At 40.6% G+C, this 16,354-nt stretch carries 13 protein-coding genes; 11 read left to right on the top strand and 2 right to left on the bottom strand.

Going from position 1 to position 16,354, the window contains the following annotated elements; all coding sequences use genetic code 11:
* The first annotated feature begins 65 nt into the window (after positions 1–65).
* The 10 genes from maoP (ACMXYV_RS07340) to ptsP all read left to right on the top strand — a co-directional run bounded on the left by maoP (ACMXYV_RS07340) (position 66) and on the right by ptsP (position 10,280).
* Entirely contained in the window at positions 66–335 is a 270-nt protein-coding gene (maoP, locus tag ACMXYV_RS07340; protein ID WP_415891127.1) for a DUF413 domain-containing protein, read from the top strand.
* A gap of 120 nt (positions 336–455) precedes the next feature.
* Entirely contained in the window at positions 456–1,493 is a 1,038-nt protein-coding gene (gshB, locus tag ACMXYV_RS07345; RefSeq protein WP_415891128.1) for a glutathione synthase, read from the top strand.
* A complete protein-coding gene (locus tag ACMXYV_RS07350) occupies positions 1,474–3,522 on the top strand; it encodes a flavohemoglobin expression-modulating QEGLA motif protein (RefSeq protein WP_415891129.1) in 2,049 nt (682 codons plus the stop codon). Before gshB ends, ACMXYV_RS07350 begins: the two co-directional genes overlap by 20 nt.
* 56 nt (positions 3,523–3,578) lie before the next feature.
* Positions 3,579–3,809: a hypothetical protein gene (locus ACMXYV_RS07355; protein ID WP_415891130.1), complete on the top strand. Its 231-nt coding sequence runs from the start codon at positions 3,579–3,581 to the stop codon at positions 3,807–3,809.
* Between the two features lie 114 nt (positions 3,810–3,923).
* Positions 3,924–4,271 carry a DUF413 domain-containing protein gene (gene maoP, locus ACMXYV_RS07360; RefSeq protein ID WP_415891131.1) on the top strand — a complete coding sequence of 116 codons (348 nt, stop codon included), beginning with the start codon at positions 3,924–3,926 and terminating at the stop codon, positions 4,269–4,271.
* A 139-nt stretch (positions 4,272–4,410) separates the two neighbouring features.
* Positions 4,411–5,763 (top strand): magnesium transporter, encoded by a 1,353-nt coding sequence (locus ACMXYV_RS07365; protein ID WP_415891132.1) that lies wholly within the window; start codon positions 4,411–4,413, stop codon positions 5,761–5,763.
* A gap of 191 nt (positions 5,764–5,954) precedes the next feature.
* Entirely contained in the window at positions 5,955–6,401 is a 447-nt protein-coding gene (locus ACMXYV_RS07370) for a phosphate-starvation-inducible PsiE family protein (RefSeq protein ID WP_415891133.1), read from the top strand.
* Complete coding sequence (locus ACMXYV_RS07375; protein WP_415891134.1) at positions 6,401–7,186, top strand: hypothetical protein; 786 nt, start codon at positions 6,401–6,403, stop codon at positions 7,184–7,186. Before ACMXYV_RS07370 ends, ACMXYV_RS07375 begins: the two co-directional genes overlap by 1 nt.
* Before the next feature lie 3 nt (positions 7,187–7,189).
* The gene (locus ACMXYV_RS07380; protein ID WP_415891135.1) at positions 7,190–8,023 is read left to right on the top strand and encodes a mechanosensitive ion channel family protein; all 834 of its coding nucleotides are present in this window, start codon (positions 7,190–7,192) and stop codon (positions 8,021–8,023) included.
* Between the two features lie 28 nt (positions 8,024–8,051).
* Positions 8,052–10,280, top strand: coding sequence for a phosphoenolpyruvate--protein phosphotransferase (gene ptsP, locus ACMXYV_RS07385; protein WP_415891136.1), 2,229 nt, complete (start codon positions 8,052–8,054; stop codon positions 10,278–10,280).
* A 4-nt stretch (positions 10,281–10,284) separates the two neighbouring features.
* Here ptsP and ACMXYV_RS07390 read toward each other — a convergent pair whose 3' ends face one another.
* Together ACMXYV_RS07390 and ACMXYV_RS07395 are read right to left on the bottom strand one after the other, a co-directional pair.
* Positions 10,285–11,181 (bottom strand): GGDEF domain-containing protein, encoded by an 897-nt coding sequence (locus tag ACMXYV_RS07390; protein ID WP_415891137.1) that lies wholly within the window; start codon positions 11,179–11,181, stop codon positions 10,285–10,287.
* 343 nt (positions 11,182–11,524) lie between these two features.
* Positions 11,525–13,882 (bottom strand): EAL domain-containing protein, encoded by a 2,358-nt coding sequence (locus tag ACMXYV_RS07395; RefSeq protein WP_415891138.1) that lies wholly within the window; start codon positions 13,880–13,882, stop codon positions 11,525–11,527.
* A 209-nt stretch (positions 13,883–14,091) separates the two neighbouring features.
* Between ACMXYV_RS07395 and ACMXYV_RS07400 the strand changes: the two genes are divergently transcribed.
* Positions 14,092–16,338, top strand: a complete 2,247-nt coding sequence (locus ACMXYV_RS07400) for a heavy metal translocating P-type ATPase (protein WP_415891139.1) — start codon at positions 14,092–14,094, stop codon at positions 16,336–16,338.
* The last annotated feature ends 16 nt before the right edge of the window (positions 16,339–16,354 follow it).

Consider the following 16,354-nt stretch of genomic DNA (forward strand, 5'->3'; position numbering starts at 1 on the left):
TCAATAATTGCAACTGAAGGTTAAGAAGCCAATTTGGCTCCTTTAAAGGGTGTTTGGGTCTAACAATGTTTCAAGTAGCGTTTTTGACTGAAAGTAGTTTCAGTGATCATGAAAATTATCCAGATGGGTTCTGTAAAAGTGATGCCTTTTCCGCAGAAGAGGCGGCATTGCTAGAAAAACATGGTCACGCGTATTCTGCTTTCGCTAAAGGGCATAGGGAACCGGTTGTGCTTATTGAAAGGCAGTTTGTGGATTTTTGTAAGGGGGGAAAACTACCTTCAAATATTCATGAGCGAACGTGGTTCCATTATGTCTCTAAGGCTGCTGGTTTGTAGTTAGATTTTAAATAACTGAAGACAAAAGCAGCCTATGAACGAGAGTTTTCTTTTACATGGGCTGCTTTTTTTTGATCTTTTTTAACTGATTAAAATTTTAAATCGATATTTGGTGTAGAAATGAAAATTTGCTTTTTGATGTATCCATGGGAACGAATTTCACCTGAAAGTGACACCACTTTAAGGATGATCCATGAGGCTGCTTCTAGAGGTCATACAGTCGCTCTGACTACACCAAATAGTCTGACTGTCAGGGATAGTGAGGCGCATGCTTTTTGTAATGTTTTGAAGCGCGATACAAAGCTGAGCAGCAACATACCGTCTTTTTATCGTAAGGCTGAATTTAAACGGTGCAAACTGCCGTTAGCTGGTTTTGACGTGATCATTATGCGTGCTAATCCACCTCTGGATACAGTTGCGCTGAACTTTTTAGATTCGGTTCGAAACGATGTGTTCATTATGAATGATATTGATGGTCTGCGCGTTGCAAACAATAAACTTTATCCAGCTTCATTTAGTGGTGATGCAAGCCGATTTGTACCTGCGACTCATGTATCAAAAAATCGTGAATATCTAGAACAAGTGTTAAAGGATTCGCCGACTGAAAAAATGATTATGAAGCCTCTAAATGGGTTTGGTGGTCAGGGCGTTATCGTCATTGAGAAAAATGCCAGACAGAACTTCAGATCGTTATTGGATTTCTATATAGGGTCAGGTGATTCGAGCAACTATGTCATTTTACAAGAGTATGTGACAGGTGCTGATCAAGGTGATGTGCGCATTCTTATGTTGAATGGTGAGCCTATAGGCGCTATGCGTCGCGTCCCTGCTGGAGATGATGTCCGTTCCAATATCCACGCAGGTGGTAAAGAGGTTAAGCACCATCTTACTAAGGAAGAGAAAGAGCTTTGTCGCGCTATAGGGCCGCAATTGGTTCGTGATGGGCTCTATTTTGTTGGGCTCGATGTGATTAATGGAAAGTTGATCGAGGTGAACGTACTTAGCCCGGGCGGTATCACCCGTATCAATCGGCTTAATAGAGTGAAACTACAATGCAAAGTTATCGACTTTATCGAGAATGTTGTCTCAGCTAAAGAGCTTGTTTTGGAGCGTAAGAGCGCTTTCAGAAAGGTAATAGATGATGCAGAAACTGTCTGAAAAAGAGATTTTAAAATTAATCTCTGAAGGTGCTTTCTTCGAATGTGAGCATCAAGATGGAGCCTTTACTTTGAAAGTTGAGGCATATACCCCAGCCGTTTGTGCTGCTGTTCATGACGGCCATAATTTTAGCCAAGAGTTGGTGTCATTTTGTGCATTATCTGACGAACAAAGGCTGTATGAAGAAGACCCTTACACTGGCGAGTTGATTGAATCTATGCCCATTACATTAATTGGTAAAGATTCTAGATATGAGTACGACCTTAATAGGCCCTTGGCAAGGTGCATCTATACCAAGGCTTGGGGAAAAGATGTTTGGGTTAAAAATCTGCCAAATAGCTTGAGGCGAAAAAGTATTGAGAAACACAAAACTTTTTACCGCGTATTAGATGCGTTGGTCGCAAAAGTAGAAGAGCTTTTTGGTGCTTGTATTGTATTTGACGTGCACTCCTACAATTACAAACGAATTGAAAGGGATACTCCTACTTTTAACGTTGGGACTGAGCAAATTGATATTGATCGTTGGGGACGCGTACTTGATAAGTTCCGCTCTTCAATGAGTAAGCTTGAGTTATCAAATGATACTGTGACGGCAAGATTGGACGATGTTTTCTATGGGCGTGGCTATCTTATTTCTCACATTAACAGTCGATACGAAAATACCTTAGTCATTCCTTGTGAAGTCAAAAAGGTTTTTATGGATGAACTATCTGGAGAAAAATATCCAATTGTTTTGGATGAATTAAAGTCCGGCTTTAAACATGTGTTGACTGATATCGGGGCTTATTTTGCAAGAGCGCATTCTAAAAAACCGAGGTTGCGCCGCTTAGATATGCTGTCGTCCAAATTGGATCCAGCAATTATCAAAGTGGATAAAGAACTGGCTAAATTAGCGAAGGGTATGGAGACCCTCAATTACATTAATCCGGTCAATATTGCGCAGGAAAAACGTAAGTTTTTAGCTAAGAAAGGTAATTATCAACCTGAGTTTAGATATAAACCTCTGGCTATTAATCCTTATGAGTTTCGAGAAAAACTCTATCGTTTACCAGTAGATAAAATTCGGGACGTTGGTATTCAGAAGATGTATTGCCAAGTGATCGATGGTTTATCTAGCAAGATCGATTTATTGGTAAATGCGGGTAGTCCCCAGTTTGTTTACAGCTCATTGAGATATTACGGCGAACCAAGTTTAGAAGATGAGGCTAATGCTCAATTCCTTTTACACGCGGCTAAATATGATCCGGAAACTGATAAGCGTATAGGTGCAGCTGAGGCTGTGGAGTACTTCCGTTTGAAGGCTTCTGATTGGGGCATGAAGTGCAAAGTTGAGCTTTCCTCAAAAATAGTAGCTTCCGCAATGGTTTCCGGTGCAAAGCGTACCTTGTTCGTGAATAAGGACGCGTTATTGACCGAAACTGAAGTAAACGCATTAGCGCACCATGAATTAGGCGTGCATATGGCGACTACTTTAAATGCTGCATCTCAGCCTTTAAAAGTTTTTTCATTGGGTCTACCTGGTAACACGATGACTCAAGAAGGGTTAGCAATCCTTAACGAATTCCATAGTGGAAACATGTGTTTAACACGATTGCAGGGGCTAGCGCTCAGAGTTATCGCTGTGAAGGAGATGCTTAAGTATGGCGATTTTCGTCATACCTATAGTTACTTACACGAAGAGATGAAAATGCCAACAGATGATGCATTTAAGTTATCTGTCCGAGTTCATCGTAGCGGTGGTTTCACTAAGGATTATTTGTACCTCAGAGGAGTTAGTGAGGCCCTAAGGCTTTATAAGGATTGTGATATCAGTAGCTTATATGTTGGTAAAACGGGGTTTGCTTACCTCGGCATCATTAACGAACTTATTGAAAGAGAGCTTATTGCTAAGCCTCAGTTTGTGCCGGAATACCTAGCGAAACCTGAATTTGTCTCAGATATTTTGAATTACCTTGTTTCCTCTATTAAGCCTACAGCTCCTGTTTGCTTAATGGATAACTTATGCGGTGACTTACGAGGCATTGCATAGGCTCCTTTGGCAGCACCTTTCGGTAAGGGGTGCTGCCCTTTTTCGAGAAAGATGACATGAATAAGAAAGACTTTTTTGATGAAGATTATGAATATGAACCTGATGAAGGCGGTTCCCCATTCAGGAAAACATTTAGGCATAGAAAACATGATGAAGATTGGGATCAGGCCCAAGAAGAGAATAAGCGTAATAAAAGGAAGACTCGTTGGAGAGATATCGAAGAGCGCTTAGCTAAGAAAAGTTTACGTGAAAATAGTGACTGGAGTTATGGGAACTACGACTTCTGATACGTTGATTTAGCGATAAGTATTTTCGATTAACAACGATAAAAAAACATCGTTTTACCTTAAATGATTCTGCATTAATACTTGCAGAAAATAGACATAGTTAAGGGGTTGGTGATGGAACTCGAAACTAAGTTTCATGATTGCTTCCGTACAGATAAGCGTTTCGAAGACAAAGTGCACTTTCCATATGGTTTCTTAAAAAGTGGAGAGTTTACGATTGAACAGGCACGTGTGCTTGAGTTGAAAGGTATTGCCTACCAAGAACTTGCTACTGGTTTAAGAAAACCAAAAGGTGAGACTGAAAGAGAGTTTGTCGCTTTTTGTTCTGGTAAGAAACAAGCTGAAACCATTCATGAGCGAGTATGGCAAAGGTATCAGAGCAAAGTTACAGCTGCATTTAATGCCGTAAGCTTTAACAAAAAGAGACTTGGTCAGTCCGTTTTGTTGGAGGAAAGAATGTAACGTTCTTTCATGGAGTAATAAGTGCTTCATCGGATAAACAGTAAGTGTTTTTCTGATATTGGCTGTACCTAATTGACTGTTTTGGGTACAGCCTTTTTTTTGAGCTAGTTTTAAAAGAAGGCTTTTTAAGGGTAATGCCATGGAAGAAGTAGTTAAAACAGAAGAGCTTCAACAGTTTATAGCAAAGCTCAACGATAAAGAGCACCCGAATGAAATTGTCTTCGATGGGGCAATCGAGTCGCTGGATACCGCTGAGCTGAGCCTATTGCTTGAAGCTTTGCCTATTGAAGAGCGACTTGTGCGTTGGCAGCAAGTTCCATCCGAGTTAAAAACTCCAGTTCTTATCGAAATGCGAGCTCAAGCCAGAGAGCCTATTTTGGCTACTTTGGATGAGCTTGCAACTGAACAGCTATTACAAACTTTGGACGCTGAGAGCTTGATTGATCTTGCTACTCAATTGCCAGAAGAGCTGTTGGAAAAGGCACTTGGTTATCTTGATGTTAGGCAAAAACGATGGTTCGAAAGTGCGAATCAATACGATGCAAATCAAATTGGACGTTTTGTCGACCACAAAATTTTAACGCTGGCTGTTAATGCAACAGTAAAAGATGCAATCAGAGCGATTAAACGAGGTAAGCAGAACACGCTAGATCATATTTATCTACTCGATAAAAATAATGTTTATCGGGGCACAGTGAAAGTGAAAGATGTGCTTTGTGATAAGAGTGATCTTCGTATGGTCAGAGGCTTAATTGACACTACGGTGCCAACGATAGCGGCTTCTTCTCAATATTTAGATTCCATTGATGAACTAGAAAATGCTGAGGTAAAGAACTTACCGGTCATCGATGATGATGGAAGGCTAATAGGCCGCATTACTCATCCAACAGCACTTTGGTTACTCCGCGAGCACTATGAAAGCTTATTAATGGCTAAAGCAGGTATGGCTGAATCAGAAGATCTATTTATACCTGTTATGAAAGGCGCTCGTAACAGAGCTATCTGGTTAGGCATTAATCTGCTCACAGCCTTTTTAGCTTCTTGGACAATTGGATTATTTGAGAATGTTCTTAGCCAAGTAGTGGCACTGGCAGTATTGATGCCGGTCGTTGCTTCTATGGGGGGAATTGCGGGTAGCCAGACATTAGCGTTGATCATGAGAGGCTTAGCCCTAGGGCAGGTTACGTTGAGTAATGCCTTAGCTCTTTGTCGGCAAGAATTGGGAATTGCCATGATTAATGGCATTGGCTGGGCAGTAGTAATAGGGATAGTCGCTTTTTATTGGTTTAGCAGTATAGAGATAGGGTTTGTGATTGCGTTTGCTGTATTTGCCAATATTCAGGCTGCTGCAGTTTCAGGTGTGTATTTGCCTTTGTTGCTAAATCGGTTAGGTATTGATCCAGCTCTTTCTGGAGCTGTTTTATTAACTACTGTCACTGACGTCTTTGGGTTTGTGACTTTCTTGGGATTAGGAACATTACTCCTGATTTGAGGAGTTGATGATGAGTTAATTGATATTGCTGGATGGAGCAGGTATTGAGCCCACTGAAATGAAAAGATATGAACTGCTTAAAGACCATGAAAACAAGCCAACAGGGTTAGCGTTTTATTTGGAAAAGAGGCAGAAAAAGCCATTCAAACTGATTTATGAAATCACAGAAACAGATTAAAAGAGGATTAAAAGTGTTCGTTCAGCTTAAAGATGCTTTTGACAAGGTGGTCAATGTCGCATTTGGCTCTGTAATTGTAATGATAATTATCGCCATCGTGATCGGTGTGGTGCAGCTCGTATTATCCATTTCAGGCTTGCTCGAATTTAAGGGTATTTCAGGGCACTACATTGATTTTATTTCTGATGTGCTGACGATTTATGTTCTTGTCGAGCTCTCTCGCTCTTTAATTGAGTATTTCCATTCTCATCGTTTGAGACTTACTTTTATTTTGGATGCGGCGATCATCTTTATTATTAGGGAGCTATTAATTGGCTTGTTCAAGCATAACCTAGAACCTGAAATGCTATACGCTCTATCGGCTTTCTTGTTTGTGATTGGCGCATTGAGAATCGCTTCGATCGTTGTGTACTTAAAAGAGAAAGAGCTAAATGATTTGGTATGTGAGGGAAGTAAATAATGGCATGCTTCCACGATATCAATTTAGGTGCATTACTTGATCATTATTGGTACGAAATTCAGTTAGGTGATCTGTTTTTTTTCATAATGAAAAAAGGTGATGCTTATTGGTCCACTAACGCTTATCAGGGAGCAATAGAGCCTCCAATGAAGCAGCCTTTAAAGCTGATAAATGCTTTACCAAATGGTATGGAAGTAAAAGAAAAAATTTACCTTAGGGAGGATGCTGATACGCCTTTAGTAAGTTTACAGCTAGCAGATAAACCCTATCAGGTTAACCCTGCGGCAGAGGTGAAAATTGAGCCTAAATCTAGGCTTGTTTTATATGTAAGTACTCCGCTGTGGCTGCAATTTAAATCTGGCGATGGAAAGGTTTTAGTTGAATATCCGACAGTCGTTCCGCGGTTAAGTTGGGTGGGTACAAATACAACTGAAGGTAGTCTTTGTTATAGCACTAAGACTTCAGCACCTTCGATATTTTCTGAAGTTAAACACTATAAGCACCGTGCCTTAACCGCCCTAGAGTTGATTAATGATGGGGATAAATTACTAACAATAGATAGGCTTTCGCTCCCATTAAACATCTTAGGGCTTTATTACACTGCAAACAGCGGGTATTGGACAGAATCAGTACGTTATCGAATAAATCCAGATACTGGTGATACAACGGTGGTATCCGCTCAAAGGCCACCAGAAGAGCTTGGTGACGTTACGATCATTGCTAAAGCTCGTACAGCAAATAAAACCAGTCGGTTTCGTACGGCAATGAACTTGATTATGGGGTAATAGATGACAGATGTTATTGCATTAGTCGGTATAGCTGAATGGTTGCGTGCTGGATTATTGATTGCTTGCGGGTTTGTTATAGGCAAGCTGGCTTCACGTTTTTTTCGGGGTGTGACAGAAAAAAAGCTAAGCACACATCATCGACTGCTCGGCAGCATGCTGATTTTTTACATACTATTTCTAATCTTTTTCCTATCGGGTTTAAAGCAACTTGGATTCAGTATGAGTGTGCTCTTAGGAGCAGCGGGTGTGTTATCTGTGGCGGTGGGCTTTGCATCTCAAACCTCAGCATCAAATTTGATTAGTGGGTTGTTTTTGATTGCAGAGAAACCGTTTGAAATAGGTGATGTTCTAAAGCTGAATGAATTTACAGGTGAAGTCATTTCTATTGATCTTATCTCAATTAAATTGAGAACTTTTGACAATGTGATGATCCGAGTTCCTAACGAAACACTTATTAAGACTACCTTCACTAACCTGTCACGTTTTCCTCTTCGGCGGGTCGATTTGGTTATCGGGATTGCCTATAACGAAGATGTAGAAAGAGCTAGGCAAGTTTTGCTCAATGCTGTAAATCAACATCAGCGTGCATTAGAACACCCTGAACCATTTTGCATTGTTACGCAGTTCAATGCTTCTTCGGTCGATTTACAATTGTCTGTATGGGTACTGCGGGCAGAGCTTAAAGACGCTAAAAGTGAGTTGTTAATTGCTGCGAAAGAAGCTCTTGATAATGCCGAAATTGAAATTCCTTACCCTCATACTAGTTTGTATGTCGGGAAGCATACCCAACCATTACCTATTGCAATGGTAAATGAAAATGGGCAAAGGTCTTAATTAATAGAAAGCAAATTACGGGGCAGACATGGACAGCTTACTTCTGCAAATTTCTCAATTACTGCGTAACGTTAGTGATATCTCTGATCCAGAAGCGCAGCTCAGGGAGATTGTAGATTCAATTAGCGGCATGTTTGCCGTAGATGTCTGTAGTGTCTATTTACTGAATGAAAATGATGAACCTACTCTTTATGCTTCCCATGGATTGAATTCAAAAAAGCCTGTTTCCTTGTCTTCAGGTAAAGGACTTATTGGCAAAGCAATTAGAACACGTTCTGTTATTAATGTTGCAAATGCTGAAGAAGAAGATGAGTTTGAATTAATCCCCTCGATTGGTGAGCATCGCTTCAAAAGTTTCTGCGCAGTACCGTTAATAAAGCAAGGGATATGCTTAGGCGGGTTAGTCGTCCAATCAAAGAAAGAAGAGGTACTAGAAGAGCACCTTGAAGCATTGCTACTTACACTAGCCGCCCAACTCGCTTGGCTAATTCCTAACGCAAAAATATTGGAGCAAAGTTCAAAAGTAAATCTTGCTATCAATGGTTTGACTGGTTCGAAAGGGGTTGTTGTAGGTAGAGTGCACCTCCTATCCCTTCCAACTCTAGACAGTGTGAAATTTGAAGCTGAATCAGATCCTGAAAAAACTAAGGTGGAATGGGAACAAGTTAAAGCACTAGTAAAAACGCAATTGGCTCAAGAGAAGTCTTTGTTAGCTCAAAGCGGTACCTCTGGCGATATTCTTGGAATATTTGATATTTATCAGCTCTTAATCGATGACAGTGCTTTTAACTACGCTTTGGATTTAGAACTGAAGCTAGGTTTAAGTTTAGCTAGTGGGGTAAAGAAAACGGTAATGGCTTTGGTCGACGTTTTTGAATCAATGAGTGATGAATATTTAGCATCTAGATCCGAAGATATGCTCCACTTGGGTAATAAAATTATTCGAGCAATCGATGAAGTCAAAGGTTCTATTCATACCGTTCCAGATCGGCCAGTGATCCTTTTCGCTGAAGAAGTGAGTGTTTCTGATATTGCCCTATTTGGTAAAGATCAAGTTTTAGCTGTGCTCTGTGTTGAGGGGGCTATGATGTCTCATACAGCAATTCTTGCGAATGCGCTTGGCATACCGGCCTTGCTTGGTCTCGGTCCACAATTGTTCTTAGAAGAAAATGAGCGAGTGATAGTTGATGCAGACAATGGAAAGTTAATTCGATTTCCGACTGACTCGCTTTGCACTGAGTACCGTCAGCTTTTAAAACACAATCGTATTGAAAATGAAAAATTAAAAGCACTTAAAAATCTGCCTGCCATAACTATAGATGGAACTAGAATTAGTCTTCTGGCAAACAGCGGATTATTAAATGATCTAGAACCAAGTTTGCAAAGTGGCGCGGAGGGTATTGGTTTATATCGTACTGAAATCCCCTTTATGTCATGTTCAGCATTTCCTTCAGAACATGAACAGGTAGCAATTTATAAAGAACTGTTTTCTGCCTTTGGAGGCCAGCCCGTTTTTGTACGAGTTTTAGATATTGGAGGAGACAAACAGCTACCGTACTTTCAAATTAAAGACGAGCAAAACCCTGCCTTAGGTTGGAGAGGAATTCGTTTCTGTTTAGCAAATACCTCAATTTTTCGTAGTCAATTGATAGCTATTCTGCGTGCATCAATTGGTTACAATGGTTTACATATCTTAGCTCCGATGGTGTCCGATCTAGAACAGATTAACAGTTTCAAAGCTTTGATCACTGAATCTATAGAAGCGCTTCGAGCAGAGGGCTTACAAGTAGTTCAACCAAAAATTGGTTGTATGATCGAAGTTCCGGCGGCGATTTCGCAAATACCTTTATGGGCAAAAGAACTAGATTTTATTTCAATCGGTTCAAACGATCTTTGCCAATATTTACTTTCCGTTGATAGAAATAACCCACGTGTAGCAGAACTATTTGATCCAACGCATCCTGCGGTTCTTCATGAAATTAAACGTATTGTAAATTTAGCCAAAAGCTCTCAGCTAGATATTTGTCTTTGCGGTGAGATGGCGTCAGATCCCAGAACTGTTGTCTTATTAATAGGGTTCGGAATTCGAAAGCTTAGTTTAGGTGCCGCGCAACTACCGAGGATAAAGAAGATAATCAGAGGGTTAGAACTGAATAGATGCCAAGAAATCGCTAATAAAGCTCTAAAACTTAGTTCAGGGGCTGAAATCAAAAGAGAATTAGACGCTTTTTTAAATCGAACAGTTGAGCTTGATTAAATGTCTAGAACTCGCGAGAAGCAAAGCTATGGTTACCTTCAAGTTTGGCTTGGTACGTAATTGCGTCTACCTCTTTCATAATTTGTCCGAGGGATAAGCTTTTTAGTTTTTGTTGAGAGCTACAGGTTAAAATCCCAATAGAGGTCAAAATATTAAGTTTGTGGCCGGCAATATCTTCTAGTTGAGCTAATGAAACAATAATCCTTTCAGCAGTCGTTTCAGCTTGAGCTAATGTGGTATTGGTTAAAATAGCAGAGAACTCATCTCCTCCCAAGCGCCCCAAAGTGTCTATCTCGCGTAATAGATTTCGGACTTTATGAGAGAAGATTTTTAGTAATTCGTCTCCTGTATGATGCCCGTATGTATCATTTACTGGTTTAAATTTATCGAGGTCAAAATACAAAATACTAAGCGGGGTCGCATTTCTTTTCGCTTGTTTGATTGCTTGTCTTAACCGGTCATTGAATAAGTGCCTATTTGCAGTGCCGGTCAGCGGATCAAAATGAGCAAGAGCTCTAAGTTGTTGTTCCTTTTTGTAATCTCTTAGGAGTGATGAAACTGCTAGCTTAAATAAACCTGGAGATAGCATCTCTTTGGGAATGATTTCGAGAGTGAAATGTTCTTGGTCTCTTAGTTTGATACCTTTTTGAGTGCTTCCTGAAAGGACTAAGATTGGAAAGAAGGTGTTACTTTCCTTCAGTACCGATGTGATTTTAGTTAGTTCTTTTTCCGTGCAACATAAGACACTATTAGGTAAGTGTGCATCCAAGGTTAATTCATCGACTCTGTCGTGCGCGACAACCGTAGCATTGCGAAAACACATCTTCAGTAATGAACTAAGCCATTGTTGCTCGAATTCACAGGAATTAATGTTGATAAATGCAACTTTTTCGATGGTCATCGTAGGTTAAAAGTCCAAAGCTTAAGGTTTAATGGTATTGCTTCTTGCCATTAGGCAGTCTTAAATCAGTTGTAAACCAGAAATTATAGTCTGGTTGATTGATGAAGAATAGCTAGACTGGAACAGAGAGGTTGGCAGTTGTAATCTTCCTATTTGTGCATACTTTTCAATGATTACAAATGGTTATAGGTGCCTCTAAGGCTTTTGATCACGTCTTTTTTTGTGTGACCACGCGTTGCTTTATGCCTTATTTACGCACTAGAGATGTGCACAGATAATTGAGCTTTATTCCGCTACATAGCTATTTTCACAAAATGTGTATCTACATCTGATCTCGCAATAGCTATACAGCAGATTTCTGCTCTAAATACGAAATTATTTCAGATTTAGGGGCTGGTTTCGAAAAATAATACCCTTGGCAATAATCCGATTTTAGTTCATGAAGAAGATCTGCTTGAACTTTGGTTTCCACGCCTTCTGCAATCACTTTTATCCCAAGAGTATGCGACATAGCAACAATCGCTTCACAAAGAGCCAAATCATTACCGTCACTTGCAAGTTCATCTACAAATGCTTTATCGATCTTTAAAATATCTATATTAAATTTCTTTAAGTATGCGAGGGATGAATAGCCTGTACCGAAGTCATCTAAAGATATTTTCATACCATTGTCACGTAGCGCGATAAGTTGGTTGTTGATGGTTGGATCGTTTACCATCAAAACACCTTCTGTTATCTCGACAGTGATCGAGCTCCCCGGAACTTCATATTCGTCAAGAAGCTTGGACCAGGTATCAGGTATATTATCTAGCTTTAGCTGTATAGGAGAAACATTGATACTGATCTCCAGGTTTAGATTTAACTTATTTAGCCCTTCATGGATAAATTTTAAAGATTCCAGAAACACCCAGTCGCCTAGTTCTGAAATAAAGTGTGTTTCTTCGGCTATAGGGATAAATTCAATAGGGCTAATAAAACCTAATTCAGGGTGTTCCCAACGGATTAAGGCCTCGAGTTTGTGGTTTGACTCGGATCCATTAGTGGCAACAATTGGTTGGTAATAAACTTGAAATTCACCATTTGGTATGGCTTTCCTAAGTTCAGTGGATATCTTGTGTCTTCTTGTTGATGCGCATTGCATCTCTCGTGTGAAAAATAAAAATTTATTTTTACCCTGCATTTTTGCGCAAGCTAAAGCTTGGTCGGCTGAAATCATTAATTCAGGAGCCGTTACACCGTCTCCTGGAGAAACTGCAATACCGATACTTGCTGAGGTAAAAATACTATGACCTTCCAATAGGAACGGTTCGCTCATCGTATCAATAATAGATTTCGCAACTCGATCAATATGACTCGTATTTGTTGAATTCCTCAAAATGATAGCAAATTCATCTCCACCTATACGCGCTACGTTATCACTTTTACGAACCTGATCTTGTAACCTTTGCGCAACACTCCGCAGTAGCTTATCACCTATAACGTGCCCTAAACTGTCATTTACCTCCTTAAATCTATCAAGGTCAAGGTATAGAAGTGAGCAAGAATTTGATTCCCTTGCTCTATATGAAAGGGCTTGTTGAAGCCGGTCATTAAACAGCCTCCGATTAGGAAGTAAAGTTATAGGGTCAAAGTTGGCTTCATAATGGATCATGGCCATGACTTTCCTAGAGCCAAAAATCATGACGCTAAAAATGATACAACCTAGGATAAGTGCTAAGGAATAAGTTGTTTTTTCCAAGGTGGCAATTGGGGCAATGGCTTGATCATAAGGTGTTGAAACCATAACGCTCATATTTAAAACCTTTGCAATATTTGAACTATCAAAGGCTGAAAGGCTAATTATAAGGCTTTCCCCATTAGGGTGTTCCACTAGATAAGAAGCGGTTTTATCATCGCTTTTTAGGTATTTCGAAAGGATGTGCTCATTACCATCTAGCTCTTTAGCTAGAGTGTGTTTTTGGTTAGTAAGTTGATATTTGTTTGAGAGAATTAATTTACCTGTTTTATCAACAATACCTACAGTGTGTTCTGTATGACCGGCAATACTATCAACTTCGAGTAGTAGTCTTTGAATATCATCAAAGTGCAACTCAACTATAAGGAGCTTGATGACATGAGTATTTGAATCGTCTGTGACAGGAGTAATTAATAAAGAACCCCATGAGCCATCATCTAAAATAATTAATGAAGATATAAAAACATCACCTTGCTTGCTGTTGTAGCCTTTTGATATCAGTTGGCGAAGTTCAGGATATAGCTCGTAGATTGAGCGCCCCTCGTCATCTGCTTCTGACGAGTTAGATATTATTTCTCCGTTTAAATCTGCTATTTCAATATCAAGGAAAGAGGGGCTATTTTCTGTAATTTCTTCGATGTACTGTGATATTGCGTCAAGGTCATTGCGTTCGAGCACGTCTGCTTGGGAAATGTTTCGTATATCTATTGCTCTCTGGGAGTAATATCGATCAATACTTCTTCTTAAAAAATGAGCTTTTTCTTCGAGTTCATGTTCAACCGTTTCTGTAATAGTTTCGTTGGCTACTTGGCTTAGAACAGAGTAGAAAACGACAATTGGCGCAATAGTTAGTACTACGATTGCAATTGCTAAAAAACGACTGAGTTTGTTATCTATAAGCTCTTTTCTTTTCGTATCCCCTAGAGATGTAAAGTCAGATGAGTTCCCAGCCGATTGTTTACCCATTGCTATTCCTGTTCAGAGGTTAATAACTTATTCTCATTAAATAAGTTTTTTATCATGTATTTTCTATTAGGTCATTTTAGTTTGAATTTTAGGTTTTTACTTTGAAAAGTACCCCTTGACCTTACATCAACAGGAAGGTCTATCCTGACCACAGGAATGCTCATTGTTTGAATTTTTGAGCGATTTACAGTGCCTTATAGGTGATCAGGATGAGTTCCAATAGCCCAAACATAGAGAAAACCCTGCTAATAGATGGTGCCGGTTGCGCTAGCTGTGTAGGAAAGATTGAAGGTGCGTTGTTAGAGGTTACTGGCGTACAGAAAGCATCAATGAATTTCGCTCAAAGAACGGTGCTTGTGACTGGCGATGGGATTGATGATGATTTGATTCACGCTGTTGAAAGAGCGGGTTACAAAGCCAGTTTCGTTGATGAAAACGATCAAGACTTACTGCTTGAGAAAGAAAAGTCAGAAGCTCTTTACTATCGTCGCTTGATGAGAGAAATGACGATTGCCCTCTCTTTAGGTGTTCCTCTAATGATCTACGGGCTGTTCATTGGTGAGATGACTGTTTCCACCAATATGGAACGTATTGCCTGGGCCATTGTTGGCCTTCTTACATTAGGAATCATGTATTTTTCAGGACGCCATTTTTATATAGGTGCCTGGAAGTCTTTTCAAAATCACAGTGCCAACATGGATACCCTCATTGCATTAGGTACTGGTACCGCTTGGGTTTATTCCATGGTGGTGGTATTTGCCCCGGATGCCGTTCCTCTGATGGCAAGGCATGTCTATTTTGAAGCCACTGCGATGATCATTGGTTTAATCGATCTTGGTTTAGCGCTTGAGATTAAGGCGCGTGGCAGGACTTCAGAAGCTATCAAGCGCTTGATAGGCCTGCAGCCAAAGAATGCACGAGTTATTAAAGATGGTGAAGAGATTGATATTCCCATTGAGGATGTTGCCCTAGATGACCAATTAAGAATCCGCCCCGGAGAAAAAATCCCTGTCGACGGTATTGTTATTGAGGGTAGTACCTCTGTTGATGAATCTATGTTGACGGGTGAACCAATGCCTGTTGAGAAAGTAGCTGGAGATGAAGTTGTTGCAGGTACCATCAATAAATCTGGAACAGTGATATTCAAAGCCACACGTGTTGGTAAAGATACTGCACTGGCACAAATTATTGAGATGGTTAAACGGGCACAAAATTCCAAGCCATCCATCGGCCGTTTAGCTGATGTGATTTCGGGCTACTTTGTGCCGGTTGTAATGATTATTGCCATTCTCAGTGCATTGGCTTGGTTAAATTTTGGCCCAGCGCCCGCTGTAGCCTTTGCTATTGTGTCAGCAACAACCGTTTTGATCATTGCATGTCCCTGTGCCTTGGGATTGGCAACACCCATGTCGGTGATGGTGGGTGTGGGGAAAGCGGCTGAAGCGGGTGTGTTGATCCGCAACGGCGAAGCTTTACAGACGGCCTCTCAAATCAGCGCCATGATTCTGGATAAAACCGGCACCATAACTGAAGGTAGCCCTCAGGTTACTGAGATCCAGTTGACCGGCGATCATAAAGAGGAAGACATTCTTCGCTTAGCGGCAAGTTTGGAGTCCGGTTCGGAACATCCCTTAGCGCTTTCTATAGTGGAGTCAGCCAAAGCCCAAGGTTTTACCCTTTCTAAAGTGACTAACTTTAATGCGATTGCGGGGCATGGCGTTGAAGGTGAAGTGGATGGAAGCACTTTGTTGTTTGGTAATGAAAAGTTGATGGGAGATAGATCAATTACGATCAAACACCACATAACAGATGCACAGCGTATGGCATCAGAAGCACAGACCCCTATGTACTTGGCTATCAATGGGCAGCTTGCGGCAATTATTGCGGTATCTGATCCGATCAAAAAAGACTCGGTCGAAGCAATCAAACGGCTACAAGCAAATGGCATACGTGTCGTAATGCTTACCGGTGATAATCGCGCTACGGCTCAGGCAGTTGCTAAAAAAGTAGGCATTACAGAGTTTGTTGCGGAAGTTTTACCTGAGGATAAATCCAATAAAGTTCAAGAGCTTCAGGTTCAAGGTGAGACAGTAGGCATGACTGGAGACGGTATCAATGATGCGCCTGCCTTGGCTCAGGCCAATGTCGGGTTTGCCATTGGTACAGGCACTGATGTGGCGATTGAAAGTGCTGACATAACCCTGATGCGTGGCTCATTGCATGGGCTGGCTGATGCTATTGCTATCAGTAAAGCGACATTACGCAATATTAAGCAAAATCTGTTTGGTGCGTTTATTTACAACGTTGCAGGTATCCCGTTTGCAGCAGGTGTTTTGTATCCGTTCTTTGGGCTACTGCTGAGTCCAGTTATTGCCGGGGCTGCAATGGCTTTCTCTTCGCTCACGGTGGTGAGTAATGCCAACCGTTTACGTTTGTTTAAAGCATCAGAGCATTAATCAGGGAGGCTAGCAT

It is taken from the genome of Neptuniibacter sp. SY11_33 (assembly GCF_047778025.1).
Taxonomy (GTDB): Bacteria; Pseudomonadota; Gammaproteobacteria; order Pseudomonadales; family Balneatricaceae; genus Neptuniibacter.

What these genes read in the sequence shown, in the direction of transcription:
- maoP (WP_415891127.1), top strand. Translation starts at nt 66, where the DNA reads ATGTTTCAAGTAGCGTTTTTGACTGAAAGTAGTTTCAGTGATCATGAA.
- gshB (WP_415891128.1), top strand. Translation starts at nt 456, where the DNA reads ATGAAAATTTGCTTTTTGATGTATCCATGGGAACGAATTTCACCTGAA.
- ACMXYV_RS07350 (WP_415891129.1), top strand. Translation starts at nt 1,474, where the DNA reads ATGATGCAGAAACTGTCTGAAAAAGAGATTTTAAAATTAATCTCTGAA.
- ACMXYV_RS07355 (WP_415891130.1), top strand. Translation starts at nt 3,579, where the DNA reads ATGAATAAGAAAGACTTTTTTGATGAAGATTATGAATATGAACCTGAT.
- maoP (WP_415891131.1), top strand. Translation starts at nt 3,924, where the DNA reads ATGGAACTCGAAACTAAGTTTCATGATTGCTTCCGTACAGATAAGCGT.
- ACMXYV_RS07365 (WP_415891132.1), top strand. Translation starts at nt 4,411, where the DNA reads ATGGAAGAAGTAGTTAAAACAGAAGAGCTTCAACAGTTTATAGCAAAG.
- ACMXYV_RS07375 (WP_415891134.1), top strand. Translation starts at nt 6,401, where the DNA reads ATGGCATGCTTCCACGATATCAATTTAGGTGCATTACTTGATCATTAT.
- ACMXYV_RS07380 (WP_415891135.1), top strand. Translation starts at nt 7,190, where the DNA reads ATGACAGATGTTATTGCATTAGTCGGTATAGCTGAATGGTTGCGTGCT.
- ptsP (WP_415891136.1), top strand. Translation starts at nt 8,052, where the DNA reads ATGGACAGCTTACTTCTGCAAATTTCTCAATTACTGCGTAACGTTAGT.
- ACMXYV_RS07390 (WP_415891137.1), bottom strand. Translation starts at nt 11,181, where the DNA reads ATGACCATCGAAAAAGTTGCATTTATCAACATTAATTCCTGTGAATTC.
- ACMXYV_RS07395 (WP_415891138.1), bottom strand. Translation starts at nt 13,882, where the DNA reads ATGGGTAAACAATCGGCTGGGAACTCATCTGACTTTACATCTCTAGGG.
- ACMXYV_RS07400 (WP_415891139.1), top strand. Translation starts at nt 14,092, where the DNA reads ATGAGTTCCAATAGCCCAAACATAGAGAAAACCCTGCTAATAGATGGT.